Below are 25697 nucleotides of genomic sequence, written 5' to 3' on the forward strand. Positions count from 1 at the left end.
GTTATTCGTAAGTATTACTTATGATTGTCAGTGAAAATATAGATAGCATCACTTGCTTAAATATCACATTGCATTCGGGCATAATTTTCTACTTATCCTAAATTTTTATTAATATAACAGAGCTTTTAGGGGAGGGAGTTCAGCAGTCTGCCATTTTTATCGTTAATAGGGCTATAATAGTGCCTTACCATCTGTCCCATCACCTACTGGGATGTGTTTCTAGTTGTCAGGCACTCCGTCTGACAATCAACCTATTCTCTGCTCTGGGGTCTGAACTTAATGCTAAGTTATCGTCACAGTTTTCATGCTGGTAACCATGCTGATGTGCTGAAACACACGGTACAAAGCTTGATTATTGAATCTCTTAAAGAAAAAGAAAAACCTTTTCTCTATCTGGATACACATGCCGGTGCGGGCCGCTATCAACTCAGTAGTGAACATGCTGAACGTACCAGTGAATATCTGGAAGGGATTGCCCGTGTCTGGCAGCGTGAAGATTTACCGCAGGAGTTGAACGCTTATATGAGTGCAGTAGCTGCACTGAATCCGAGTGGCAACTTACGTTACTATCCAGGATCGCCTTTAATTGCCCGCCATTTGTTACGGCAGAATGATAAGTTCAATCTGACAGAACTGCATCCGAGTGACTTTCCTCTAATACGTAATGAATTCTCCCGTGATAACCGCGCCAAGGTTGTGCGTGAAGATGGTTATCAGCAATTAAAATCACAATTGCCACCACAGAGTCGCCGCGGATTCATTCTTATTGATCCACCTTATGAATTGAAATCGGATTACCAGGCGGTCGTACAGGCCATTCAGGAAGGCTATAAACGTTTTGCAACCGGTGTTTATGCATTGTGGTATCCAGTGGTGTTACGCCAGCAAATTAAACGACTGGTGAAAGAGCTGGAAGCAACTGGCATTCGCCGTATTCTACAAATTGAGCTGGCTGTACGGCCCGATAGCGATCAACGAGGCATGACCGCCTCTGGCATGATCGTAGTTAACCCACCTTGGAAACTGGAACAGCAGATGAAATCGGTGTTGCCGTGGCTACATCAGGTTTTGGTGCCGGAAGGAATTGGTCACACCGTGGTTAAATGGGTTGTTCCAGAATAGCTTTTAACAATGGCAGCGAGAGCCAGAACCATCACGACTGCTTGATATTTTTTGCCATAATAGGCTTTGGGTATTAACTCCCTTGAACTGATTAGATGGAAACAATCCGGATGAGCAAACATTACGAGTATATAGCAATTGGTGGTGGCAGTGGTGGCATGGCATCAATTAACCGTGCGGCTATGTACGGGCAGAAATGCGCCCTGATTGAAGCTAAGGCATTGGGTGGAACTTGCGTCAATGTGGGCTGTGTGCCGAAGAAAGTGATGTGGCATGCGGCGCAAATTGCTGAATCTATCCACCAATATGGGCCAGATTATGGCTTTGATACCACCGTCAACCACTTTAACTGGGAAACACTGATTGCCAGTCGCACTGCTTATATCGATCGTATCCACCAGTCTTATGAACGTGGTCTGGGTAACAATAAAGTTGATGTGATCCAGGGGTTTGCCCGTTTTGTTGATGCACACACTATTGAAGTGAATGGTGAAAAAATCACAGCAAATCATATTCTGATTGCGACGGGTGGCCGTCCTGTGCGGCCTGATATACCAGGTTCAGAGTATGGTATTGATTCTGATGGTTTTTTTGCATTGGAAGAGATGCCAAAACGGGTTGCGGTTGTTGGCGCAGGTTATATTGCCGTGGAAATTGCTGGTGTATTGCATGCGCTTGGTAGTGAGACCCATCTGTTTGTGCGTCAACATGCGCCGTTGCGCTCTTTTGATCCGATGATTGTTGAAACACTCTTGGATATTATCAATACCGAAGGGCCTACTTTGCATACAGAATCGGTGCCAAAATCAGTGAGTAAAAATGCCGATGGTAGCCTGACTTTGCAACTGCAAAATGGTAAAGAGCAGACCGTTGATACCCTAATCTGGGCTATTGGCCGTGAACCCGCAACGGATAATCTGAATTTGTCTGTCACCGGTGTTGAGCTGAGTGAAAAAGGCTACATCAGAGTTGATAAATACCAGAACACGAATGTAAAAGGTATTTATGCAGTGGGTGATAACACCGGTGCAGTGGAATTAACCCCCGTTGCGGTTGCGGCAGGTCGCCGCTTGTCGGAGCGCCTGTTTAACAATAAACCAGAAGAACATCTGGATTACACCAATATTCCAACTGTCGTATTCAGCCATCCGCCTATTGGTACTGTGGGGCTGACTGAACCTCAGGCGAAAGCGCAATTTGGTGAAGGGCAGGTGAAAACTTATCAATCTTCTTTTACCGCGATGTATACCGCTGTTACTCAACATCGCCAGCCATGCCGGATGAAATTGGTGTGTGCCGGGCCGGAAGAGAAGATTGTTGGCATTCATGGTATCGGCTTCGGAATGGATGAAATGCTGCAAGGTTTCGCTGTTGCATTGAAGATGGGGGCAACTAAGAAAGACTTTGATAACACGGTTGCAATTCATCCCACCGCAGCGGAAGAGTTTGTTACTATGACACGTTAATGTAGGAATTCCACCTGCACACCTTCCATTCTCTGGAAGATGCTGAATTAGGCCAGGATTAGTTCTGGCCTTATTTTATGCCCATTCACCAACCTCCTAGATTTTATCGGAGTTACTTTCAGCGGATAGAGTAATAAAGTCTGATTTAAGAATGGCGGTGATAGACTCGCGATGTAGTTTTTCTAAGCACGAAAGTGCTCCATGATTGGTTAGACCCTATTGCTCATGCATTTTCTGCACATATGATTTTTCCCTACCAGAAGTTATCTGAAATCCTGTGCGTAAACGCCCGCTTAACTGCGATTATGAGCTAATCAGGGAATTAGTCGGCACTTTGTAATCTAGTTTTTTCTAGATACATAACTATCTGAAAATACGAGTATTTTAATTATACGAAAGGGGGAAAGTGAAAGCTGTCACTATCTGAGGGAAAAACATGTCTTATAGCCGTATAGGAAGCGCTAAATATCAAAAAAGGAGTCCAATAATGAACTCCCTTGTTTGCAAGTGGAAATCTATAGTCATTCATCAGTATCTTCGGTTTCGGAGGTGTTCATAATGTCTGCAATCATCTGATCTGCCGCCTCTTCCAGTACTTTTAGTCATGTCGATTTACCTTTGGTGAGTCTGGATCAACCAGTCTTAATTTGAAAATTAACTGCTTGAACAGTTAGAGCTAGCAGAACCACGGCGAAATCAAATTGTTAGAATAAAATGACGTTCGTAATAGTATTAGGTAGGAACTTGACTTAAGTGTATAGCTAAGTAAGCAGGTAATTGATTGATGTCGTTTTGATGAAGCAATTTTCCCATTTTAGGTAACATTTTCACTCCTGTTTAGAGTGGGGGCTTAGGGGGTGACTACATGGTAAGTATTTTCAAAAAATTAGTCATGATCATTAACCTATAAATATGGACTTTTTGCTTTTCTGTGACTAATATTATTAAAATATTATTTTTTTAGTCACTGCAATGCGTTGGTTGATATAATGGTGAAAAACAATGATTAGTTCAAATGAACTAGTAGCGTTGTCTAGATTAGCTTTATCCGGCAAAGAGTCTGATGTAAGGCTTTATCTTGCGAAATTGGTACGTAAATTAAGAAAAACGGAACCACAATTAGGCACTGAAATAGAAGATCTACTCAAATCTCAACCTGCTAGGTCTAACAGTGTTTTTCGTCGCAAACAGCGTTCTGAAGAAGAGACTGGGTTGTTTGAACCCAACATAGACAATGCTATTCCCTTACTAAAGTCATTTGATTGCTCTATTTCTGGGGAAGAGCCTTTACTTGATAAAAAGTTAAAGCAAACCTTAACGAATATACTTAAAGAAAGACAATCTAGTGAGCTATTAAATGAAAGTGGCCTATTTCCTACAAGTTCCATAATTTTTCAAGGTCCTCCTGGCGTTGGTAAGACCATGACTGCTAGGTGGTTAGCAGGAAAACTAAATCTCCCATTCTATGTTCTTGACTTAACCGCAGTAATGAGTAGTTACTTAGGTAAAACTGGTAGCAACTTACGTAAAGTTATCGATTTTGCTAAGTCACACCCCTGTGTTCTGTTGTTGGATGAAATTGATGCAATTGCCAAACGTCGAAGTGATGAAGGTGATGTTGGAGAACTAAAGCGTTTAGTGACTGTAATGCTACAAGAATTAGAAGATTGGCCAACAGGTGGTCTTTTAATTGCTGCAACAAATCACCCAGAGTTAGTCGACCTTGCCTTATGGAGAAGATTTGATGTTGAGATTTTCTTTGAAAATCCTAGCGAATCCTTTGTAACTGAAGCTATTTATAAGTTCCTAGGACAGGATAAAGATGAGTTTTTACCTTGGATCGATTTAATTCAATTAAGCTTGGTTGGAACTTCATATAGCAATATTCGTAGGGTCATTTATAAACTTCGGAAGATGAAGATTCTAAACCCTAAGGATTTTGAGCAAAACATACTGAGTTATGTTCTTCCGGATATTGAAATGAAAACTAGAGCAGAAAGGATTGAGCTAGCAGTTAAGGCTGTTTCAGAAATAGGAATGTCACAGCAAAAAGCAGCAAAAGTATTTGGATGTAGTCGAGACACGATCCGGAAGCGATTGAACTAAAAGGACTCGTAAGGAAAGTAAATGCCGAAGAAAAACTATATTATTGGTAAGGCTGAAGAGCTAACAAGTTTGACGCCACCTCCTAGAATTCCCCCTTCAAGTGGAGGGCTATATACTATTGAGGAGTCAATTACACGGTTAGTACCACAATTTGAGCATGTGGTTGAAGAGCTTAAACAATATGAAAGCTCGATATGTCCGCGAGATTATGTTGTTACAAAGCTTACTTTACACCCGTCATATATAGCAAAAGGCCACTTTCCTAAACGTTTGTTGAGAGAAATAGGCGTACACTCTATTGGGAGTCGTGCTACTGAAGTAAGACCGGATCGCTGGACAAAAAAAGGTCAACCTAAAATATCGCCATCGACGGCTCTTTATATTGCCGGAAAACGTGAGCAGCTTGAACAATTCGGCCAGAAACTAAAAGATTTTACAAATGAAACTCCTGGTTCTGATGATTTGCAGAAAATATGGAGTATCGAAACTATAGAACCAGACTCGAAAGTTAAACCAGGTCTAGTAGAGAAACCTGTAGAGTTTGAAGTAGGTGTCCAGTTAATTCCTGGTAGCTCAAGTGACTTTATTAAGGCTTCTGTACTAACTTATTCCCGTTCAATAGGCTTTGTACCAGATGAAGATATATCAATAATGGTATCAAACTTATGGTTTGTGCCAATGATGGGCTCAGAACAACATCTCAGGCAGTTAGCGAAACATCCATTTGTGCGTGTTGTAAGGCCGATGCCTATGCTAAGGGCATTTCAGCCAATGGTTCGCTCTATGTCCGTACCTTCTCCGGTTCAACTGCCTTCAGAGCCACCATTAGCAAATGATGTAAGAGTTGCCATATTAGATGGAGGATTGCCAGTAAGTCACCCTCTGCACCCTTGGGTTCGAGATTATAAATTATCTGACGCTCAAGCATCTGACTGCGAAGGTGGGCCAGAACATGGAATTGGTGTTTCGTCCGCTTTCCTTTTCGGACCTATTGAACCTGGTAAAACTCCTGCACGACCATACTCATATATTGATCATCATAGAATCTTGGATTCATATATTGATAAAGAAGATCCTTTTGAGCTTTATCGGACACTTGGGCATATTGAAGACATTCTTCTTTCCCGACAATACGAGTTTATAAACTTAAGTTTAGGACCTGATTTAGCTATTGATGATGATGAAGTTCATGCATGGACTTCCTTGCTAGACAGCTACCTTGCTGATGGAGAAACTTTCTTTACCGTTGCTGCTGGTAATAATGGAGAAGCAGATCATGCAACCCAACTCAATAGAATCCAAGTACCTTCTGATTGTGTAAATGCTGTAGCTGTTGGTGCTGCTGATACATTGCGACCTGAATGGGCTAGAGCTCCATATAGTGCTATTGGGCCAGGTAGGGCACCAGGCAGAGTAAAACCTGATTTACTGGGTTTTGGGGGATCCCCGAAAGATTATTTTCATGTATTAGCCTCAAGTTCTCAGCCTAGAACAGTTCCAGTACAAGGAACCAGTTTTGCTTCTCCTTACGTTCTTCGCAATGCAGTCGGAATAAGAGCCGTGATGGGGCATGAGTTATCTCCGTTAGCTATTAAAGCTCTCTTGGTTAACTCTGCCGATAGTCAAGGTCATGATGTGTCAGAAGTTGGTTGGGGGAAAGCACCTGATAATATAGAACAGTTAATAGAATCGCCCGATGGTGTTGCGCGTATTTTGTATCAAGGTGAGTTGAGCCCTGGAAAGTATTTGCGGGTACCGCTGCCTATTCCAGATTCTGGGATTAATGGAAAAGTTGCTATCAAAGCAACATGCTGTTTTTCTACTCCTGTAGATCCTCAAGATTCCTCTATGTATACAAAAGCTGGCGTTGAAATTAGTTGGATTCCGAAGCGTGGAAAGCTGAAGGAGTCTTTTTTTCAACAAGTAAAGATTGCGACAGAAGCAGAGCTAAGGCGTGATGCGGCGAAATGGGAATCTGTTTTGCACGCTCAAAAATCTAAATTTGGTAACAAACTAGAGAAACCCGCTTTCGAGCTTCATTATATGGCTAGAGATGGTGGCGGGGCTATTGATGGCGCCAAAGCACCGATAATCAAATATGCATTTGTTGTAACTTTGGAAGCTCCAAAACATAAGCAATTATTCACCGATATTTTGCAATCCTATGCTGATATTCTGACAGAGATACAGCCAAGGGTATCAATCATTCCACAAGTTCAAATTTAATGCTTTCAGTAGGTTAAAATCTAGTCCTACTGCTTCCTATGCTAAATCGCTGGTCTAGATGTTTTATATTGAACACTGTATTTGACTTCAGTCCGGTAATTTGTACTGGTATTGTTGAGTCATCTTTGCTAGCTGATTGTACAAACTGCCTATGTTTACAAATTTTTGTGTACTCATCCAAACGGAGTTCAGACAAAGCACACAAGGTAACTTTAGTCCTTACTATTTTCTCAGACGTCCTCAGCTTAAAGGTATTTACAATTTGCACTATTAACTTCTAACTTCTGTTTTCTGGAAAAATCGCCTTAAAAACTACAAAAGGTGCTCTTTTATCAGTAATTAATGAAAACTCTGGAAAGTGTTCACAAGTGAGGTGAATTCAGCTTTTCCAGAAAAATTCCAGATTTAAGGTGTAGGAGTAACGATGCGGTGATGTTACTGAACCCTATCTATAACATTTTTCTAAAGGCCGATTCCATTCGGCCTTTCTCTTATCAATAGCAAAAATTGACGAAAGATCACAATATGCTTGCTTTCCACACAACGATTCTGTGGGAGTAGGCTATGATAATACGGTAATGTTGTTGAAAATCTGCTTATATGTAGTTTTAAATTCTGGAAAATATCCTTCAGAGAGTCAGATTTAGTGAACTTTTTTGAGGATTCAAATAGGGCTTAAATGTGGACAAACCTCAACAGCAAAGCCGAAGATCTTTTCTCAGCCAAACAGGTAAATTCACTATCGCCTGTGCGGCGATTTCCTTGACCGGCGGGATCGTACAGGCTGTATCATCAACCGCCGCGGCTAATACATCATTAATGCAGACCACCCTTACTGATAGCCATTACTACCTGAAAGATGTGCTATTGGAGGAGGGGTTTGAATATGATGGCGGTACTGTGATGGGCACACGTACCGCATTATATACATTGGAAATCAAAGATGGTCGGATCGCTGCTATCCATGCTGCTGGTGTGCTACTTAATACGCATTTGTCATGCTATCAAGCGCAGGGACAGTTGTTGTTGCCCGCTTTCCGTGATATGCACATCCATCTAGATAAGACTTTCTACAGTGGTCCGTGGCAGGCACCGTTACCCCGTCAGGGTAAAACTATTATGGATATGATCGCACAGGAACAAACACTGATCCCCAAATTGCTGCCTACCTCGCAGCAACGAGCAGAGGGTTTGATCGCTTTGCTGCAATCCAAAGGAAGCACGGTAGCGCGTAGCCACTGTAATATTGATCCAGTTAGTGGTTTGAAAAGTCTGGAGCATTTGCAGTATGCGTTAGAGAATTACCGTGATGATTTCAGTTGCGAAATCGTTGCTTTTCCTCAGCACGGTTTGCTGCACTCCAAAGTGGAGGGGCTAATGCGTGAAGCGATGCAAATGGGAGTGCAGTACGTTGGTGGGTTGGACCCTACTAGCGTGGATGCTGCGATGGAAAAATCACTGGATACTATGTTCCAGATTGCACTCGATCATAACGCCGGTGTGGATATTCATCTGCATGAGATAAGCCCTGTGGGTGTTGCTGCTATCAACTACATGATTGATATAGTGGAGAAAACATCTGCTTTGCGTGGCAAGGTCACTATCAGCCACGCCTTCGCCCTGACCACATTGGATGAGGGGAAACTAACAGAGACCGCTTCCCGTTTGGCGGAGCAGCAAATCACGATTGCTTCTACAGTACCGATCGGTAGCTTGATGATGCCGTTGCCGCAACTCAGAGCTAAAGGGGTATTTATTATGACCGGTACTGATAGTGTGATTGATCACTGGTCGCCGTTTGGCACGGGGGATATGTTGGAAAAGGCAAATTTGTACGCGCAATTGTACCGTGGCTCAGATGAATTTCATCTTTCCCGTGCTATGGCTATTGCTACTGGCGGTGTGTTGCCGCTTAATGCCCAGGGGCAGCGTATTTGGCCGCGGGTAGGTGATAAAGCTGAATTTGTCTTGGTGGTCGCGAGTTGTTCTGCTGAGGCCGTGGCACGTTTGCCTGCCCGTCAGGCAACATTCCATCAAGGGCGCTTGGTGGCCGGTGCTGTAGTCAGGTCTTGATCCAAAGTTCCATGTTCAGCCATTCGACAATAAAATCAGCCACCTGTTCAGGTTGATTAATATTCAATTGTGGCAAAACAGTCTCTAATTTTTCATCACTGGCAACAGCAATCACATGTTGATCAAGAAGATCGCTTAATCGGTGGTTAAGAGTGTTGCGGTATAGGGCGATTTTGTTGATTGGCTCATCTTTAAAACCTTCCACTAGAATCAGATCCAGTGAATTTGGATCAAAACGGCTGGTAAGATAGTTCAAATCTACTTTCATTGCATCTGGCGTTTCTGTCATTAATGCCCAGCGTTGTTGGTTGGCAACCAGAGTTTGCTCTGCACCGGCTTTGCGTAGTTCATAACTGTCTTTGCCCGGTTTATCCACATCCATATCGTGATGGGTGTGTTTTATCAAACCAACCCGGATTTGCCGTTGACGTAATAATGGGATCACTTGTTTGAGAAGTGTGGTTTTTCCTGTTCCGCTATAGGCTGTAATACCCAGTAGCGGAAGCGGTTTTGCACTCATTTTTTGATCTCCTGTATATGCTCCCAATGTTGGCAATCTTCCGGGGTGTTCAGATTAGTAAAGACGGTGGGATTATCATCAAACTGAACGGCTATCGCTCTGATCTTATGCATAAACAGTATTAATTTGCGATCACCATTAGCCAAATAATTTTCTAATTGAGAAGTCAGACCGCGGTGTAGTAAAGCGATGGTAGGGTGAGCTCGGTTGCCATCATTTACATAGGCTGCCAATGCTTGCTGTTTTCCCTGCCATAAGCGAATAACCAAATCAGTAGGGAGATCTGGTACATCACAAGGAACAAATACAACCCAATCGTGACTAGCTGATTTTAGGGTTGTCAGCATGCCTGAAAGGGGGCCAGAGAAGTCTGGTGTTAAATCTGGAATAATTTGATAACCACTTTGTTGGTAAATGTCCAGATTGCGGTTCGCGTTGATAATTAATTCATCTACTTGTGGAAATAGCTTATCCGCAATATGTTGGTACAGTGGTTTTTTATTTAAAAAAATTAACCCTTTATCATTGCCGCCCATACGGGTGGCACGACCTCCGGCAAGGATCGCACCGCTTATTTTTGGTTGCATAATGTTCAAGTTACCAACTGAGGTAGTTATTACCGCTAATATAACTTCTTTCAGCTTGGTTATTTGGATTTAACTCAGCATTTTTAAAATAAGCTCACCGGATAACTTGCTGATAAAAGGGTCATCTTTACGCTTATTGACAGAGCAATCCTTTCTCTATGCGGTCATCCCTGTTAATTTGTATATACCCGTTATCTTTCAAGTTGCCTCTTTGTTGGCTGCACTCACTCCGGTCACATAGTTAGCTATGCTCCCGGGGATTCGTTCCCTTGCCGTCGCGACGCAGCTTGAAATCCATAGGGTATAGGCTTTATTTGTAAGGGGTTCGGTATGAAATGCCATTTATCTGCATTGACTAATGGCTGAAAAAGGATCACCAAGTGGATTTTCAAACCGCGCTATTGCATGCTGTGGCGTTATTACAGATTAATCAAGAGAATAGAATGTGCTAACAAACCAGTCTGCTTTTAATTTCCGGGAATTAACACCGGATTTGATTATGGATGCATTGGTGCAGACCGGGTTGTATATAGATTCCGGGCTGACAGAGTTAAACAGTTATGAGAACCGTGTTTATCAGTTTATAGACGAAGAGCGTAAGCGTTATGTCGTGAAATTTTACCGGCCACTACGTTGGGATCGGCAGCAGATTCAGGAAGAGCATGATTTTGCCTTGGCGCTACAACAAGCTGATTTACCTGTTGCGGCACCTTTGGTATTTAATAAGCAAACTTTACTGACTTTTAAAGATTTCTTTTTTGCCGTTTTTCCAAGCATCGGGGGGCGTCAGTATGAATCCGATAATCTCTTTCAATTAGAAGATGTAGGGCGTTTGCTAGGGAGGATTCATCAGATTGGTCGCCGGCAAACATTTACGTCTCGCCCAACTATTGGGTTAAATGAGTATTTGCACCAACCACGACAGTTTTTGGCTGCATGTGAGTTAGTTCCTTCAGCACAGAAAGTGCAATTTTTGGCGGTATTGGATGATCTGATAAACACCGTGGAATCAAATTGGCGCGACGATTGGCAAATATTGAGGCTTCATGGTGACTGCCACCCAGGTAATATCCTGTGGCGTGACGGAGCCTGGTTTGTTGATCTTGATGATGCGCGTAATGGTCCGGCAATTCAGGATTTATGGATGTTGCTTCATGGCTCCCGTCAAGAACAGTTATTACAGTTGGATACTTTGTTGGAAGCCTATGGTGAGTTTACGGATTTTGATCCGGGAGAATTGTCATTAATAGAACCATTGCGTGCTATGCGGATGGTCTATTATTTGGCATGGGTTGCCCGACGTTGGCAGGATCCTGCTTTCCCCAAAGCATTTCCTTGGATGACAGATACCGATTTTTGGTTAAAACAGACGTCGCTTTTTTCTGAACAGATTAAGCTGTTACAGGGACTACCTTTGCAGCTTAACCCGATGTATTAATGTTTATCATGGAGATAGTTATGAAGAAGTTTTGGTTAGCTTTAGTCGGAATGGTGATGGCATTTAGCGCATCTGCTGCCAATTTTACCGAAGGAAAACAGTATGTTGAATTGAAATCTCCGGTGGCGGATCAACCACTGGTGCTAGAATTCTTCTCTTTCTATTGCCCTCATTGTTATCAGTTTGAAGAGATTTTTAAAGTTTCTCAGACGGTGAAACAGCATTTACCGGAAGGGACAAAACTTGTTCGTTATCATGTGGATTTTTTAGGACCACTGGGTAAAGAATTGACTACTGCCTGGGCTGCGGCAATGGCAATGGGTGTTGAAGATAAAGTAACCCCGGTACTGTTTGAGGGTATTCAGGAAACATTGTCTATTAAGACTCCGAATGATATTCGCAGTGCCTTTATCAAAGCCGGGGTGACTGCTGAGGATTATGATGCTGCCATGAGTAGTTTTGTGGTGAAATCCTTAGTTGTTAAGCAGCAAAAAGCCGCTCAGGATTTGCAACTGCGGGGTGTACCGGCAATGTTTGTTAATGGCAAGTATATGGTGAAAAATGATGGCATTGATGCCACTTCTGCTGATAACTACGCTAAATCCTATTCAGACGTTGTTAACTTCTTGTTAAACCAGAAGTAATGTTGATGGCATTGAAATAGAATGACGTAAGCATGTGCCGGAGTGAGAATCTTTGGCACAATATGTGTCAGAAAGACTTGCGTGCCAGAAAGACTTTTTTGTAAGACAAACTCTGGTTATATCCACAACTCTGTGATCTATAAGGCAATATGACAGTTTAATGACGAAGAGTATAAGTCATTGATTTTTTACCTGAGGTTGATAAGTTTTTTTTATCAACGATAAACACCTAAATAAAAATTGTAATATCTATACACAAAGTTATCCACAGAATTTATAGTAGGGTGTGAATATCTGAATCGGGTTTCAGTAAAGAAAATTCACATAAAATTCGTTTCCTACTTCTTGCTGTGGCATCCTATTTCCTTATCACACCCGTAACAGATACAGATAATGAAGAAGATTTATGGCTCAGATAGCAGACAATCCCCTGATTTTGGTTGATGGCTCCTCATACCTTTATCGTGCTTATCATGCTTTCCCTCCGCTGACGAATAGCGCGGGTGAACCGACTGGAGCCATGTATGGCGTATTGAATATGCTACGCAGCTTGGTAATGCAGTACAAACCAAGCCATGTAGCGGTGGTATTTGATGCTAAAGGCAAAACTTTTCGTGATGAATTGTTCGCTGAGTATAAGTCTCATCGTCCTCCTATGCCGGATGATCTGCGTACTCAGATAGAGCCGCTACATCAGATGGTCGAAACTATGGGGTTACCGTTGCTGGTGGTGCCAGGAGTAGAAGCTGATGATGTTATCGGGACTTTGGCGTTGCAGGCAGAAAAAGAGGGGCGTGCGGTACTTATTAGCACTGGTGATAAAGATATGGCGCAACTGGTAACGCCAAATATCACGCTTATCAATACCATGAATAACACCATTCTGGGGCCGGAAGAAGTCGTTGAAAAGTATGGTGTGCCGCCAGATCTGATTATCGATTTTCTGGCATTGATGGGAGACTCTTCTGACAACATTCCTGGCGTACCTGGCGTGGGAGAAAAAACCGCACTGGGATTACTGCAAGGGATTGGTGGCATGGATGATATCTTTGCCAATCTGGATAAAATTGCCGGGCTCGGTTTCCGTGGTGCGAAAACGCTGGCGGATAAGATGGCGCAGCATAAAGATGTTGCTTATCTCTCCTATAAACTGGCAACCATTAAAACCGATGTTGAGTTGGATAAAACCTGTGTTGCTCTGTCAGTCAAAGAGCCTGATACGGAGAAACTGCATCAGTTGTTTTCTCGTTATGAGTTCAAACGCTGGTTGAGTGATGTGGCAAACGGCGATTGGCTGGCAGAGAAAGGCAAAAAACCGGTATCCACTGGTAATGATGAGTCATCTCCGACGGAAGATAAATCTGTTTCGGCCACACTCTCTTCTGATAATTATCAGACTATTCTTGATCAAAAAAGCTTTGATGAGTGGATTGAGAAGTTGAAAAAAACGCTGGTTTTTGCTTTTGATACCGAAACTGACAGCCTTGATACTTTGACTGCTAATTTGGTGGGTATGTCATTCGCAATTTCTGGCGGAGATGCGGCCTATCTACCTCTAGGCCATGATTATCTGGGCGCGCCGGAACAGCTTGACAGAGAAGTTGTGCTGGCTGCATTAAAGCCGCTACTTGAAGATAGTAATCTGCTGAAAATTGGTCAGAATATTAAATTTGATCGTGGTGTGTTGGCTCGTTACGGCATTGAGCTGCAAGGCATTGCTTACGATACCATGCTGGAATCCTATGTACTCAATAGCGTTGCAGGCATGGGGCGACATGATATGGATAGCTTGGCTGAACGCCATCTGAATTATAAGACCACGACGTTTGAAGAGATTGCTGGTAAAGGTAAAAATCAGCTCACCTTTAATCAAGTTCCGGTGGAACAAGCTGCAATGTACGCCGCAGAGGATGCAGATGTCACTTTGCTGCTACATCAAACTATGTGGCCGCGGTTGGAAAAAACACCAGCGCTGAAAAAAGTATTCCTGAATACAGAAATGCCATTGGTCATGGTGCTTTCCCGTATGGAGCGGACAGGCGTATTAATTGATGCACATATTCTGGCTGAGCATTCAAAAGAAATCACCGCCCGTCTGGATGAGTTGGAAAAAGAAGCTCATGAACTGGCTGGTGAGGCTTTCAACCTGGCTTCGCCAAAACAGTTGCAGACGATATTGTTTGAAAAATTGCAATTGCCGGTAGTAAAGAAAACGCCAGGTGGTGCGCCATCCACTAATGAAGAGGTATTGGAAGAGTTGGCGGATACCCATGCGTTGCCGAAAGTGATCTTAGAGCATCGTGGGTTGGCAAAATTGAAATCCACGTACACCGATAAACTACCACAGATGGTCCATCCGCTGACTAAACGGGTGCATACTTCCTATCATCAGGCGGTAACGGCAACAGGACGTCTCTCTTCACGTGATCCTAATCTGCAAAATATTCCTGTCCGTAATGAAGAGGGCCGCCGCATTCGTCAGGCATTTGTGGCACCTGAAAGTTACCGGATTATGGCCGCTGACTACTCTCAGATTGAGTTGCGGATTATGGCTCATTTGTCTCAGGATCAAGGGTTGTTGAAGGCTTTTGCCGAAGGGCAAGACATTCACCGGGCAACAGCGGCAGAAGTCTTTGGTTTGCCACTGGAACAGGTAACCAGTGAGCAGCGCCGTAGTGCTAAGGCGATTAACTTTGGTTTGATCTATGGTATGAGTGCATTTGGTCTTTCCCGTCAGTTAGGTATTCCTCGCGGTGAAGCTCAACGCTATATGGATCTCTATTTTGAGCGTTATCCGGGGGTATTGGCATATATGGAGCGTACTCGTAAACAAGCGGAAGAGCAGGGTTACGTTGAAACGCTGGACGGTCGTCGTCTTTATCTGCCAGATATCAAATCTCGCAATGCCATGCGCCGCAAGGCAGCAGAACGTGAAGCTATTAACGCGCCAATGCAGGGAACTGCGGCGGATATCATCAAAAAAGCGATGATTGCGGTGGATGACTGGATTGTCAGTGAAGCGCCGAAAGTTCGTATGATTATGCAGGTTCACGATGAGCTGGTATTCGAAGTCCATGAGTCACAACTTGAATATGCAGAACAGAAAATTCGTGAATTGATGGAGAAGAGCATGGTGCTTGATGTTCCGTTGAAAGTGGATGTGGGTATTGGTGACAATTGGGATCAGGCGCACTGATATGCCAGATTAATAAAAGATAGGCTGAACTGAGGTATTTGGTTCAGCCATTTTTTAATGGCCCTGTTAATCATAGTCACCATGTGCTCTGGTATCCCCGTCTTCCCAAGCAATGACATAGCGGTTGCTCCGGCATTTGATACCAAGGTGCTATTATTGCTGTTATAGGCATTTTTTTCCATCCTAAGGCTGACGAAGAATTTTTATGTTGATTCATATTATTCTCCTGATCAGGTCATATTCAGTAGACTGTTTTCCATAGGGAATTTGTGCTGCAAAATCCCACGATAATGGGAAATTGGGCAGGATCTTTAATTTCACTAGATAATATTAGTAGTGAACTCAGTGTTGATGTAGCAGAAAAAAGTGATCAAATAGTTGTGTCGATCTGTTTTGCTATAAAGAAAATACTAATAATGTAATATTTTTTGTACTGTTCGAGTATATTAGATCCAGATCGCATAAATATGTAATTAAACTACATTTTGTGGTGGATAAACAAACAAAACCCTAAGCTGAATCGAGATAATTGCTGAAAATAAATTACAAAAAGGCTTTTTCTAATAAATAAAATAGGGTAGAGTTATTGGTGTAGGGTACAGAGGTAAGATGTTCTATCTTTCAGACCTTTTACTTCACGTAATCGGATTTAGCTGAATATTAGCTGCCCCAGTCAATTTAATTTTGACTGGGGCATTTTTTCATCTGAATTTAATTGGTGGGAATGAAAAAGGCGGTATTAACTATGGTTTTCAACTTGAACGGCTTTCGAACTGAACCATATGTCCAGTTTCTGTTGTAATTTATCGATCCCGATTTTTTTCAGGGCGGAGAAATATTCCACTTGAATATCTCCATTGAGAGCTGCTAACTCTTCACGTACTTTATTCAACTGGCTTTTACGGGCGCCAGATGTCAGTTTATCGGCTTTAGTCAGCAATGCTATAACGGGTACATGCATTGCCACCGCCCATTGGATCATTTGCTGATCAAGATCTTTCAGTGGATGACGGATATCCATCAGCACCACCAGCCCAAGCAGGCATTCACGTTTTTGCAAATATTCACCCAGTGCTTTTTGCCATTTACGTTTTATCTCTTCCGGTACTTCGGCATAGCCATAGCCGGGTAAGTCAACCAGACGAATACCTTCTTCTACTTCGAATAAATTGATGAGTTGTGTGCGGCCTGGTGTTTTACTGGTACGGGCGAGACTTTTCTGTTTCGTCAGGGCATTTAGCGCACTGGATTTACCCGCGTTTGAACGGCCGGCAAACGCGACTTCAATGCCCATATCTTGAGGCAGATGGCGAATATCAGGTGCGCTCGTGATAAAACGGGTCATATGATAGTTGTGGTTTTTGATGGTCAAAATGATTATCTCCCTGAGAAATGCACTGAATATATGCCAAAGGAGATTATACCGATAGCCACTGTTGGTTGACAGGATTAAAAATAATGACATATTTCTGATGGGTTGAACCGAACTTGTTATTTTGTTACCGATGACGATCCTGTTTGTGAAATAAAATCTAACCTGTTATTGAAAGGATAAATTTTTCTTCAAAGCACCTGTCGATTGATAGCGTAAATGTAGGTAAATATTGAGCACGATGTTGAAGAGATTATTAGAATTGATTCAGTTTGTGTTGTTGACCTTAATAATATAGGAACCCAGAATGTTTAAACGTATTTTAGTAGCCCTTGTAACTGCATGCTCTCTGAGCGCAATGGCGCCTCTGGCTTTGGCGGCGGGAGAAACCCATGTGAAGCTGACAACAACGGAGGGTAATATTGAACTGGAGTTAAATAACCAGAAAGCTCCAATTACAACGAAAAACTTTATTGAATACGTCAATGAGGGTTATTACAACAATACAATCTTCCATCGGGTAATCCCTGGATTTATGGTGCAGGGTGGCGGTTTTACCAAAGATTTGCAGCAAAAAGCGACTAAAGCCGCTATTAAAAATGAGGCGGATAATGGACTGCGTAATTTACGTGGAACTATCTCTATGGCACGTACCGCTGATAAAGACAGCGCCACCAGCCAATTTTTTATTAATGTAGCGGATAATGCTTTCCTGGATCACGGTCAGCGTGACTTTGGCTATGCCGTATTTGGTAAAGTCGTAAAAGGTATGGATGTTGTGGATAAAATTTCTCAAGTTAAAACGGAAAATGTTGGCCCATATCAGAATGTACCGGTTAAACCAGTCGTTATTCTGTCTGCGGAGATTATTCCTTAGTTTTTTCCTATTACTTTGGCTGTGGCAGTTTCTGGTCTTCCGGTTAACTTTCATCGGATTAACAAACTGGCCTGCATTAAATGGAGGCCAGTTTCACAGTTATTCATACATCTTTTGGGTAAATTCTTTATTTACTTCGGTTCGTGGATAATATCTGTCTTTGTAGCATTTCTTCTCTTTACTCTCACAGTGTACGCCGTTACTTAAAGTGTAAGATGAAAAGTCGACATTTTTTCCATCACCAAACTCTTTTTTCAGGTGTTCTACCGCTTTTTTGCCTAAATATCTTTCGGTTAGTTTTAGCGATAGCCCTTGTTGATCAGAGCAATATTTTCCTTTTTTATCACAAACAACCCCTTTTTCCGGAAAGAAAATGTTGGCAGCTTTGTTAACAGCCAGCGTGGGGAAGGACAGTAAAAAAAGAGATGCTATAATCAGTTTTATCTTCATAACAATTACCTTTACTTATTGAATATCAAAATAGAGCACATGTTTTGTAGGGTATGAGAGTAAGTTGATTGAGGAAAAAACAGCCATTGATTTTGTTGTACTATGCTACAAATATTGATGTGCTATGATAGCCGCCCCGTTGTCGCGAGGCCGTTTTACCTGGAGCCAGTTGTGCAGGATAAACAAATTGCAGGAGTGGCAGGGCAACAAATACAGCGATAAATATGAGTAGGATAGACTCCTATGTTACTAATAATAGATAACTATGATTCTTTTACATATAACTTATATCAATATTTTTGTGAATTGGGTACAGATGTTTTAGTTAAGCGTAATGATGAATTGCAACTTGAAGATATTGAGAGATTGATGCCTACCCATTTGGTTATTTCCCCAGGCCCTTGTACCCCGAATGAAGCAGGCATTTCTCTGTCTGCGATTTCTCATTTTTCGGATAAGTTGCCGATTCTTGGTGTTTGTCTTGGACATCAGGCAATTGGGCAGGCGTTTGGTGCCAGCGTGGTAAAAGCCAGGGAAGTGATGCACGGAAAAACTTCTGCTATTCATCATAATCAGCAAGGTGTGTTCAAAGGGCTTAACCGGCCATTGACCGCGACTCGTTACCATTCATTGGTGATTGCCGCGGAGACATTACCGGCCTCATTTGAAGTCACCGCATGGAGCCAGCATAACGGCAACGTCGATGAAATTATGGGCATTCGTCATCGCACTCTACCACTGGAAGGTGTGCAGTTCCATCCTGAAAGTATTCTCAGTGAGCAAGGTCACCAGTTACTAAGCAACTTTCTGAGATATTAACAGATACCGATAATTTCTTCATTTATCCATCTTTTTCATTTGCCCATCTTTGATTTTTTATGCATATTCGGTGATTATGTTTTCACTTTTGAATGGCGTGTATATAAAAAACGGGTGGGAAAATGAAGGAGCATACCGCAGTAGATAGAAATACATACGATCAAGTTATGTTGCCAATTTATTCACCAGCGCAGTTTATACCGGTGAGAGGGCAAGGTAGTCGTGTATGGGATCAGCATGGGAAAGAATATATTGATTTTGCGGGGGGGATTGCTGTTGTGGCTTTGGGTCATTGTCACCCCGCGTTGGTAGATGTTTTGAAGCAGCAAGGGGAGAAACTTTGGCATATCAGTAATATTTTCACCAATGAACCTGCTTTGATTCTGGCGCAGAAACTGATTGATGCGACTTTTGCTGAGCGGGTATTTTTTGCCAACTCAGGAGCGGAAGCGAATGAAGCAGCATTTAAACTAGCTCGCCACTATGCAATTACGCGTCACAGTCCTTATAAAACCAAAATTATCGCATTTCATCAGGGTTTTCATGGTCGTACCCTATTTACTGTCTCTGTGGGTGGTCAGCTAAAATATGCTGATGGTTTTGGGCCAAAACCTGCGGATATTATTCATGTACCTTTTAATGACTTAGATGCAGTGAAGGCCGTCATAGATGACCATACTTGTGCTGTTGTATTAGAACCGGTTCAGGGAGAAGGGGGAGTTATGCCGGCAGCACCGGCATTTATTCATGGGTTGCGTGAGCTTTGCGATAAGCACCAGGTGTTGTTGGTGTTTGATGAAGTGCAAAGTGGGATGGGACGTACTGGTAAGCTATTTTCTTATATGCATTATGACGTTACGCCGGACATCATTACCACGGCAAAAGCATTGGGAAATGGTTTCCCTATCAGCGCCATGTTGACGACAGAGAATATTGCTTCAGTGATGACGCCGGGAACTCATGGTACAACTTATGGCGGTAATCCATTGGCTTGTGCAGTTGCAAATGTTGTTTTTGATATTATTAATACACCAGCGGTTCTGGCGGGAGTTGAAAAACGCCATAATTTAATGGTGAATTTTCTGAATGATATCAATCAGAAATATTCGATATTTGGTGAAGTCCGAGGAAAGGGTCTACTGATTGGTGCGGAACTCAAAGCGCCGTATCAGGGAAAAGCTAAAGATATTCTGCAACTGGCGGCTGAAAATGGCTTAATGTTGTTGAGTGCGGGTGGTGACGTATTGCGTTTCACGCCTTCGTTGATTATTAGTGAAGAAGAGATTGCTCAAGGAATGGAACGGTTGGAACTGGCAATTAACCAGTTGACGTAATCAAGTATAAGAGAAATCAGCGCAGGATAATGCGCTGATTAATCAGGAATTAACGTGTACCGTAAACAACAATTGTTTTGCCGTGTGCGGAGATCAAGTTTTGATCTTCTAGCATTTTCAGAATACGACCAACCGTTTCGCGGGAACAGCCAACAATCTGACCAATTTCCTGACGCGTGATTTTGATTTGCATCCCGTCCGGGTGGGTCATTGCATCGGGTTGTTTCGCCAGATTCAATAAAGTTTGGGCAATCCGGCCGGTAACATCCAGGAAAGCCAGATTACCGACTTTCTCAGAAGTTGTTTGCAAACGGTTTGCCATTTGGGCAGATAAACGCATCAAAATATCCGGGTTTACCTGAATCAGTTGACGGAATTTTTTATAGGAGATTTCAGCCACTTCACAGGCGCTTTTGGCCCGAACCCAGGCTGTACGCTCTTGCCCCTCTTCAAATAATCCAAGTTCACCAATGAAATCCCCCTGATTTAAATAGGAGAGGATCATCTCTTTGCCTTCTTCATCTTTAATCAAAACCGCAACAGAGCCTTTTACGATGTAGTAAAGCGTCTCTGCTTTTTCGCCTTGATGAATAAGCGTACTTTTAGATGGATATTTATGAATATGGCAGTGTGACAAAAACCATTCAAGAGTGGGGTCTGTTTGTGGCTTGCCGAGAACCATTCGCTTCATCCTCTGTTGTTATCGCTGCCTAAATAACACGAGAATCTAAAAGCTTCTCGTCAGGCTGGCTTATAAAGACACTAGCTTAACATATTAGTTTGTTGAAAAACCGACAGGTGAGGGTTTTATATAGGTTATCTGAAATTTGAACCTTAGGGTATTGATCTTAACCTATATATACCTGGCCCGCTTCTGTTTTTAACACAGGAAAGGGCTTCTGTCTTGTCTTGTGTTGTTTCAGCATAATAAACCGCTCATTGGATTGCCAGTTTAATACTGAAAGAGTAGGCTTGGATGCAAAGAACGACTTAAGAGGTATTTATGCAAGCGCGGGTAAAATGGGTTGAAGGATTGTCTCTTTTGGGGGAGTCATCTTCCGGTCATCAGATCATGATGGATGGTAATGCCGGCGATAAGGCACCGAGCCCAATGGAAATAGTATTAATGGCAGCCGGTGGTTGCAGTACGATTGATGTAGTTTCTATTTTGCAGAAAGGCAGATATGACATAAGAGATTGTGAAGTAAAATTAACTTCCCGCCGTCGTGAAGAGACGCCACGCTTGTTTACTCATATTAATCTGCATTTTATTGTTACGGGTAAGGATTTAATAGATAAAGCGGTGGAACGCGCAGTCATGCTTTCCGCGGAAAAATATTGCTCTGTTGCGTTGATGTTGGGGAAATCAGTTGAAATTACCCACAGTTTTGAAGTTAAAGATATAGATTAAGATATTATTTCTTGATTAAAAAATAACATCAGGTAACTAATATTTCAGTTACCTGCTTTTTTAACTGAATAATATAAGATACAAATTTAGCGACCAGATTTTCTAAATTTACCTCAGGCGCTGATTAACAAATCTTTTCCCCTTCCAGTAATCGCTGTACCAATGGCGTCATAATTAATTCCATTGCCAGTCCCATTTTTCCACCGGGGACCACGATGGTATTAATGCTTGAAACGAATGAGCCTTGTAACATAGCTAACAAGTATGGGAAATCAATTTGAGTCAGATCACGGAAGCGGATGACAATAAAACTTTCATCCAGTGATGGAATGGCTTTGGCTGAGAATGGATTGGATGTATCAACGGTAGGGACACGTTGGAAGTTGATATGTGTTCGCGAGAATTGTGGCGTAATGTAGTTAATATAATCATCCATAGAACGCACGACGGAATCCATCACGGCTTCCTGCGAGTGTCCTCGTTCTCCGGTATCGCGGACAAGTTTCTGTATCCATTCAAGGTTGACAATCGGCACGACTCCCACTAGCAGATCAACATGACTGGCAACATTATGTTGTGGTGTGACAACGCCACCGTGCAGACCTTCATAAAACAGCACATCGGTTTGCTTGGGTAAAGATTCCCACGGCGTAAATGTACCGGGGAGCTGGTTGTAAGGGACGGCATCGTCATAGGTATGAAGGTACCTCCGACAGCGGCCTTCCCCGGTTTCACCATAATCAATCATGGTTTTTTCCAGCATGCCAAAATCATTGGCTTCTGGCCCAAAATAACTGATATGTCTGCCTTGCTCTTTGGCTTTACGGATTGCGGCATCCATTTCAGGGCGGGTGTAACGGTGGAAACTATCTCCTTCTATCTGCGCTGCACTGATGTTAAGTTGCTGGAAAATCTTACGAAAAGCTAAACTAGTGGTGGTTGTTCCGGCACCGCTGGAGCCGGTAATCGCAATAATCGGATGTTTGGCGGACATAAGCAGTAAACTCCATAATGTTAAGAATGGAACATTTCTTTTGGCATAATATTGATGCTCTCATGCAGCTCGGACCACACCAGAATAACATCCCCCCGTTCCAACTGATGGCGTATGTCAGCGACTTTCTGCTCCAGCGATTTTTCATCTTCGCCATAGTCAGTTCCTTCCCGCAGGACAAAGCTCTCTATCAAATTTAGCAGAGTTTCTGGTTCCAGTTGTTGCCACGGAATAATCATTGTGGTTGCTCCAGATAAGATGACAGCCAATTTGGGATGCGTTGTTCCAGCCACATTTGTGGCTTCTTCAATGAACCACTAACAAAGCCGACATGTCCACCATATTCTGTCATTTGGTATTCAATATTTTTGGGTAACATTTTGAGATCAGGGACAACTTCCGGTGCCATAAAGGGATCGTCTTTAGCATGGATAATCAGTAGTGGCACGGTAATATCAGGCAGACGCGGCAGAGCACTACACTGGCGGTAATAGTCCGCTGCATTTTTAAAACCGTGGATTTTTGCGGTCACAATTTCGTCAAATTCCCGAATATGTTTCAATCTTTTTACCTGAGACAAATTAATGGGGAGTGAACCGGGGTAGCGTAACAATTTGCGGGTGGCATTACGTTTCAGGCTATTAAGTAAATAGCGTTCATAAACCTGAGAAAATCCTTTTTCTATCCGCAGGGAACAGGCTTCTAGCATCAAAGGGGCGGAAACAATGACGGCAGCGTTGATCCGGGCATCTGTTTTTTCTTCTGCCAGATAGCAGGCCAGCATATTACCGCCGACTGAATAACCTACGGCTGAGGTGGGTGCATCACCGTAGGTCTGTTTTAACCAGTTCAGAAAATAACGGGCATCGCTTGTTTCGCCAGAATGGTAGAGACGTTTTTGGCGATTCGGTTCACCACTGCATCCACGGAAATGCATGACAACACCAAGCCAGCCTTTTTCTTGGCAGATATGCAGCAAACCGTGGGCATAAGGGCTGTGGAAACTGCCTTCCAGACCATGAAACAGGATCAGTCGTGGCTTGTGTGCTGCGGTGGCGGGATCTTCACTCCACGCGAGGTCAACAAAATCGTTATCTGGTAAATCAAGTCGTTGCCAATATGGTTGCAGTTCAGGATACCGCCGCACCAGACGCGGGAGGAGTGTCTGCAAATGCGGATTACTGGCTCCGGTTAGAGGACGAAAGATATCAGTCATAATGGTTTCGAGTTAAATTGATTAGTTATCTTGTATGGTGAATAACATACTGATATTTTCTGTGAAAGGGAAACGCCATTATTCAGGATGAAAGGTAACTCTTCATGACAGCAAGCCTGATTTTTTCATTAACGATTTTTTTGTTTATTTCTGCCATTACGCCGGGTCCAAACAACATGTTGCTGACTTCATCAGGCGCTAACTTTGGCTTTATCCGCTCTTTGGGGTTGCTCTTTGGCGTTGTTCTGGGCATGCAAACGATTTTATATCTGGCTGCTTTCGGAATAGCGGCATTGCTGTTGGTCTATCCTGCTATTCACACGGTTATGAAAATTGCAGGTAGCCTCTATTTGCTGTGGTTGGCATGGAAAACGGCAACCGCCAGTTACCGGCGTCTGGATGCCAAAGATAGCGCAGTGATCAAGCCGGTGCGGTGGTATCAAGGTTGGTTATTGCAGTTTTTGAATCCAAAAGCTTGGCTGATGGGATTGGGTGCGGTTGGCAGCTACAGTATTGCTGGTGATCATTACCTCTATTCCATCATCGTGATCAGTATCGCGGTGATGTTTATTAATTTCTTGTGCGGCATGGTGTGGGCGGGTTTTGGTTCATTGATTGGGACGTTACTCCGTAGTCGCAATGCCTGGTTTCTGTTCAATATCATGATGGGCATATTGACGGCAACCTGTGTGCCATTGATTTGGCTTGGGTAATTCATCCGTAAATGGCATTTTGGTTATAAAGAATATCTATTCATGCTTTTTGACTTTGGGCATCGGCGTTAAGCGTCTCTATCTTTTTACTCCCGAAGATCAGGGTCAGCACGAAGCCACTGATATAAGCAACCATCAGCCCGGCAGCATACACTGCCATTCCGACAAAAATACCGTTGTTTGAGGTCATCAGTGGCAGTGCTACCAATCCAGAGGGACCAAAAACCGTATTCAACCCAACAGGTAATCCCAAATAAGCCACCAAACCGATAAAGAAACCCCCAGCGGCACCGCCCAAACAGGCGGTGATAAAGGGTTTAATCCGTGGAAGTGTGACGCCGTAAATCAAAGGTTCACCGATGCCGAGAAAGCCTGGAATAATGGCACCTTTTATCTGCGTGCGTAGCAGAGAGTCTTTTTCCGCTTTGACATACAGTGCCAGCGCTGCGCCAACTTGTCCTCCGCCCGCCATTGCAAGGATTGGGAACAGAGAATTAAAGCCTTGTGCGTCCATTAGTGCGAAATAGACGGGCACAAACCCTTGGTGAACACCAAACATAACAGCGAGTAAAAATAGCCCTGCCAATACCGCAGTGCCAAAAGGATTGCCGTTAAGGTGAAGGAATAACCATGACATACCGCTAAACAGATAACTCCCCAGTGGCATGATGAGGATAAAGGTAATGGCCCCCATGATTAGTAGGGTAATAGTCGAGGTGAGGATCATATCCAGATTGTCTGGAATGATCTTACGAACTTGTCGTTCTACCCATGCTCCCAGAATAGCGGCGATAAGAATGCCGATAATATTACCGTGTGGATCGATGCTATAACCAAAGAAAGTAGAAATACCGGAATAAAAACCGCTGGTGGCGTCTGGGTTATAACTGAGTACAAACAGAGAGGCGATAATGGCGCCATTTATTCCTGATCCACCAAAGGCTTTTTGCGCGTTATAACCAATCAGAATACTCAGAAAGCTGAACATGCCTTTACTGAAAACTTTCATATAGCCGATGATTTCAACCAAAACAGCATTAGGGTGCTCAACACCCTGAATGGCTATCTGTTCAAGTAAAGTGGCAAAGCCGAGAAGTAGACCAACGGCAATAAAACCGGGGATCAATGGAGTA

Annotated in this window: 23 protein-coding genes; 14 read left to right on the forward strand and 9 right to left on the reverse strand. The window is 43.0% G+C overall.

Annotation, left to right across the window (positions count from 1 at the left end; all coding sequences use genetic code 11):
- Positions 1-279 precede the first annotated feature (279 nt).
- The 5 genes from D3222_RS05625 (at position 280) to D3222_RS05645 (ending at position 8993) form a co-directional block, all read left to right on the forward strand.
- Positions 280-1122, forward strand: coding sequence for a 23S rRNA (adenine(2030)-N(6))-methyltransferase RlmJ (locus D3222_RS05625; protein ID WP_118985266.1), 843 nt, complete (start codon positions 280-282; stop codon positions 1120-1122).
- Between the two features lie 110 nt (positions 1123-1232).
- The gene (gene gorA / locus D3222_RS05630) at positions 1233-2588 is read left to right on the forward strand and encodes a glutathione-disulfide reductase (protein ID WP_118985267.1); all 1356 of its coding nucleotides are present in this window, start codon (positions 1233-1235) and stop codon (positions 2586-2588) included.
- A gap of 1002 nt (positions 2589-3590) precedes the next feature.
- Positions 3591-4694 (forward strand): AAA family ATPase, encoded by a 1104-nt coding sequence (locus D3222_RS05635; protein ID WP_118985268.1) that lies wholly within the window; start codon positions 3591-3593, stop codon positions 4692-4694.
- A gap of 21 nt (positions 4695-4715) precedes the next feature.
- Positions 4716-6920, forward strand: coding sequence for a S8 family peptidase (locus D3222_RS05640; protein WP_118985269.1), 2205 nt, complete (start codon positions 4716-4718; stop codon positions 6918-6920).
- 681 nt (positions 6921-7601) lie between these two features.
- On the forward strand, positions 7602-8993 hold the full coding sequence (locus tag D3222_RS05645) for an amidohydrolase family protein (RefSeq protein WP_118985270.1): 1392 nt from the start codon (positions 7602-7604) through the stop codon (positions 8991-8993).
- Here D3222_RS05645 and mobB read toward each other — a convergent pair.
- Both mobB and mobA read right to left on the reverse strand, forming a co-directional pair.
- Positions 8983-9513 carry a molybdopterin-guanine dinucleotide biosynthesis protein MobB gene (gene mobB, locus D3222_RS05650; RefSeq protein WP_118985271.1) on the reverse strand — a complete coding sequence of 177 codons (531 nt, stop codon included), beginning with the start codon at positions 9511-9513 and terminating at the stop codon, positions 8983-8985. The genes D3222_RS05645 and mobB overlap by 11 nt on opposite strands.
- On the reverse strand, positions 9510-10100 hold the full coding sequence (mobA, locus tag D3222_RS05655) for a molybdenum cofactor guanylyltransferase MobA (protein WP_118985272.1): 591 nt from the start codon (positions 10098-10100) through the stop codon (positions 9510-9512). Before mobA ends, mobB begins: the two co-directional genes overlap by 4 nt.
- Positions 10101-10545: 445 nt before the next feature.
- Between mobA and D3222_RS05660 the strand changes: the two genes are divergently transcribed.
- The 4 genes from D3222_RS05660 to D3222_RS26950 all read left to right on the forward strand — a co-directional run bounded on the left by D3222_RS05660 (position 10546) and on the right by D3222_RS26950 (position 16035).
- Positions 10546-11538: a serine/threonine protein kinase gene (locus tag D3222_RS05660; RefSeq protein WP_118985273.1), complete on the forward strand. Its 993-nt coding sequence runs from the start codon at positions 10546-10548 to the stop codon at positions 11536-11538.
- A gap of 20 nt (positions 11539-11558) precedes the next feature.
- Positions 11559-12182: a thiol:disulfide interchange protein DsbA gene (gene dsbA / locus D3222_RS05665; protein ID WP_118985274.1), complete on the forward strand. Its 624-nt coding sequence runs from the start codon at positions 11559-11561 to the stop codon at positions 12180-12182.
- A 406-nt stretch (positions 12183-12588) separates the two neighbouring features.
- Complete coding sequence (polA, locus tag D3222_RS05670; protein WP_118985275.1) at positions 12589-15378, forward strand: DNA polymerase I; 2790 nt, start codon at positions 12589-12591, stop codon at positions 15376-15378.
- Positions 15379-15987: 609 nt separating this feature from the next.
- On the forward strand, positions 15988-16035 hold the full coding sequence (locus D3222_RS26950) for a hypothetical protein (protein ID WP_438361642.1): 48 nt from the start codon (positions 15988-15990) through the stop codon (positions 16033-16035).
- An 82-nt stretch (positions 16036-16117) separates the two neighbouring features.
- Here D3222_RS26950 and yihA read toward each other — a convergent pair whose 3' ends face one another.
- Complete coding sequence (gene yihA / locus D3222_RS05680; RefSeq protein ID WP_118985300.1) at positions 16118-16750, reverse strand: ribosome biogenesis GTP-binding protein YihA/YsxC; 633 nt, start codon at positions 16748-16750, stop codon at positions 16118-16120.
- A 307-nt stretch (positions 16751-17057) separates the two neighbouring features.
- Between yihA and ppiA the strand changes: the two genes are divergently transcribed.
- On the forward strand, positions 17058-17627 hold the full coding sequence (gene ppiA / locus D3222_RS05685) for a peptidylprolyl isomerase A (protein ID WP_118985277.1): 570 nt from the start codon (positions 17058-17060) through the stop codon (positions 17625-17627).
- A gap of 99 nt (positions 17628-17726) precedes the next feature.
- On the opposite strand, the gene D3222_RS05690 is transcribed toward ppiA, so the two are convergent.
- Positions 17727-18077, reverse strand: a complete 351-nt coding sequence (locus D3222_RS05690; RefSeq protein WP_118985278.1) for a YcgJ family protein — start codon at positions 18075-18077, stop codon at positions 17727-17729.
- A 243-nt stretch (positions 18078-18320) separates the two neighbouring features.
- Here D3222_RS05690 and D3222_RS05695 point away from each other — a divergent pair, with 243 nt between their 5' ends.
- The gene (locus D3222_RS05695) at positions 18321-18896 is read left to right on the forward strand and encodes an aminodeoxychorismate synthase component II (RefSeq protein ID WP_118985279.1); all 576 of its coding nucleotides are present in this window, start codon (positions 18321-18323) and stop codon (positions 18894-18896) included.
- 122 nt (positions 18897-19018) lie between these two features.
- Positions 19019-20230, forward strand: a complete 1212-nt coding sequence (gene argD / locus D3222_RS05700) for a bifunctional acetylornithine/succinyldiaminopimelate transaminase (RefSeq protein WP_118985280.1) — start codon at positions 19019-19021, stop codon at positions 20228-20230.
- Positions 20231-20279: 49 nt separating this feature from the next.
- On the opposite strand, the gene crp is transcribed toward argD, so the two are convergent.
- The gene (crp, locus tag D3222_RS05705; RefSeq protein WP_010848517.1) at positions 20280-20912 is read right to left on the reverse strand and encodes a cAMP-activated global transcriptional regulator CRP; all 633 of its coding nucleotides are present in this window, start codon (positions 20910-20912) and stop codon (positions 20280-20282) included.
- 321 nt (positions 20913-21233) lie between these two features.
- Here crp and D3222_RS05710 point away from each other — a divergent pair, with 321 nt between their 5' ends.
- The gene (locus D3222_RS05710) at positions 21234-21641 is read left to right on the forward strand and encodes an OsmC family protein (RefSeq protein WP_118985281.1); all 408 of its coding nucleotides are present in this window, start codon (positions 21234-21236) and stop codon (positions 21639-21641) included.
- 124 nt (positions 21642-21765) lie between these two features.
- Here the strand turns inward: D3222_RS05710 and D3222_RS05715 are convergent, their stop codons facing one another.
- The 3 genes from D3222_RS05715 to D3222_RS05725 are packed head-to-tail and all read right to left on the reverse strand — an operon-like array spanning position 21766 to position 23851.
- On the reverse strand, positions 21766-22635 hold the full coding sequence (locus D3222_RS05715) for a phosphoribulokinase (RefSeq protein WP_118985282.1): 870 nt from the start codon (positions 22633-22635) through the stop codon (positions 21766-21768).
- A 20-nt stretch (positions 22636-22655) separates the two neighbouring features.
- Positions 22656-22874 (reverse strand): YheU family protein, encoded by a 219-nt coding sequence (locus D3222_RS05720; RefSeq protein ID WP_118985283.1) that lies wholly within the window; start codon positions 22872-22874, stop codon positions 22656-22658.
- A complete protein-coding gene (locus tag D3222_RS05725; protein WP_118985284.1) occupies positions 22871-23851 on the reverse strand; it encodes a hydrolase in 981 nt (326 codons plus the stop codon). Before D3222_RS05725 ends, D3222_RS05720 begins: the two co-directional genes overlap by 4 nt.
- A 104-nt stretch (positions 23852-23955) precedes the next feature.
- Here D3222_RS05725 and D3222_RS05730 point away from each other — a divergent pair, with 104 nt between their 5' ends.
- Entirely contained in the window at positions 23956-24564 is a 609-nt protein-coding gene (locus tag D3222_RS05730) for a LysE family translocator (RefSeq protein ID WP_118985285.1), read from the forward strand.
- Positions 24565-24604: 40 nt separating this feature from the next.
- Here D3222_RS05730 and murP read toward each other — a convergent pair.
- Positions 24605-25697: PTS N-acetylmuramic acid transporter subunit IIBC (murP, locus tag D3222_RS05735; RefSeq protein WP_118985301.1), on the reverse strand; the 1093-nt coding region annotated here is incomplete at its 5' end.

The sequence above is a fragment of the Photorhabdus sp. CRCIA-P01 genome (genome assembly GCF_003545805.1).
GTDB lineage: Bacteria > Pseudomonadota > Gammaproteobacteria > Enterobacterales > Enterobacteriaceae > Photorhabdus > Photorhabdus antumapuensis.

What these genes read in the sequence shown, in the direction of transcription:
- D3222_RS05625 (WP_118985266.1), top strand. Translation starts at nt 280, where the DNA reads ATGCTAAGTTATCGTCACAGTTTTCATGCTGGTAACCATGCTGATGTG.
- gorA (WP_118985267.1), top strand. Translation starts at nt 1,233, where the DNA reads ATGAGCAAACATTACGAGTATATAGCAATTGGTGGTGGCAGTGGTGGC.
- D3222_RS05635 (WP_118985268.1), top strand. Translation starts at nt 3,591, where the DNA reads ATGATTAGTTCAAATGAACTAGTAGCGTTGTCTAGATTAGCTTTATCC.
- D3222_RS05640 (WP_118985269.1), top strand. Translation starts at nt 4,716, where the DNA reads ATGCCGAAGAAAAACTATATTATTGGTAAGGCTGAAGAGCTAACAAGT.
- mobB (WP_118985271.1), bottom strand. Translation starts at nt 9,513, where the DNA reads ATGAGTGCAAAACCGCTTCCGCTACTGGGTATTACAGCCTATAGCGGA.
- mobA (WP_118985272.1), bottom strand. Translation starts at nt 10,100, where the DNA reads ATGCAACCAAAAATAAGCGGTGCGATCCTTGCCGGAGGTCGTGCCACC.
- dsbA (WP_118985274.1), top strand. Translation starts at nt 11,559, where the DNA reads ATGAAGAAGTTTTGGTTAGCTTTAGTCGGAATGGTGATGGCATTTAGC.
- polA (WP_118985275.1), top strand. Translation starts at nt 12,589, where the DNA reads ATGGCTCAGATAGCAGACAATCCCCTGATTTTGGTTGATGGCTCCTCA.
- ppiA (WP_118985277.1), top strand. Translation starts at nt 17,058, where the DNA reads ATGTTTAAACGTATTTTAGTAGCCCTTGTAACTGCATGCTCTCTGAGC.
- D3222_RS05690 (WP_118985278.1), bottom strand. Translation starts at nt 18,077, where the DNA reads ATGAAGATAAAACTGATTATAGCATCTCTTTTTTTACTGTCCTTCCCC.
- D3222_RS05695 (WP_118985279.1), top strand. Translation starts at nt 18,321, where the DNA reads ATGTTACTAATAATAGATAACTATGATTCTTTTACATATAACTTATAT.
- argD (WP_118985280.1), top strand. Translation starts at nt 19,019, where the DNA reads ATGAAGGAGCATACCGCAGTAGATAGAAATACATACGATCAAGTTATG.
- crp (WP_010848517.1), bottom strand. Translation starts at nt 20,912, where the DNA reads ATGGTTCTCGGCAAGCCACAAACAGACCCCACTCTTGAATGGTTTTTG.
- D3222_RS05710 (WP_118985281.1), top strand. Translation starts at nt 21,234, where the DNA reads ATGCAAGCGCGGGTAAAATGGGTTGAAGGATTGTCTCTTTTGGGGGAG.
- D3222_RS05715 (WP_118985282.1), bottom strand. Translation starts at nt 22,635, where the DNA reads ATGTCCGCCAAACATCCGATTATTGCGATTACCGGCTCCAGCGGTGCC.
- D3222_RS05720 (WP_118985283.1), bottom strand. Translation starts at nt 22,874, where the DNA reads ATGATTATTCCGTGGCAACAACTGGAACCAGAAACTCTGCTAAATTTG.
- D3222_RS05725 (WP_118985284.1), bottom strand. Translation starts at nt 23,851, where the DNA reads ATGACTGATATCTTTCGTCCTCTAACCGGAGCCAGTAATCCGCATTTG.
- D3222_RS05730 (WP_118985285.1), top strand. Translation starts at nt 23,956, where the DNA reads ATGACAGCAAGCCTGATTTTTTCATTAACGATTTTTTTGTTTATTTCT.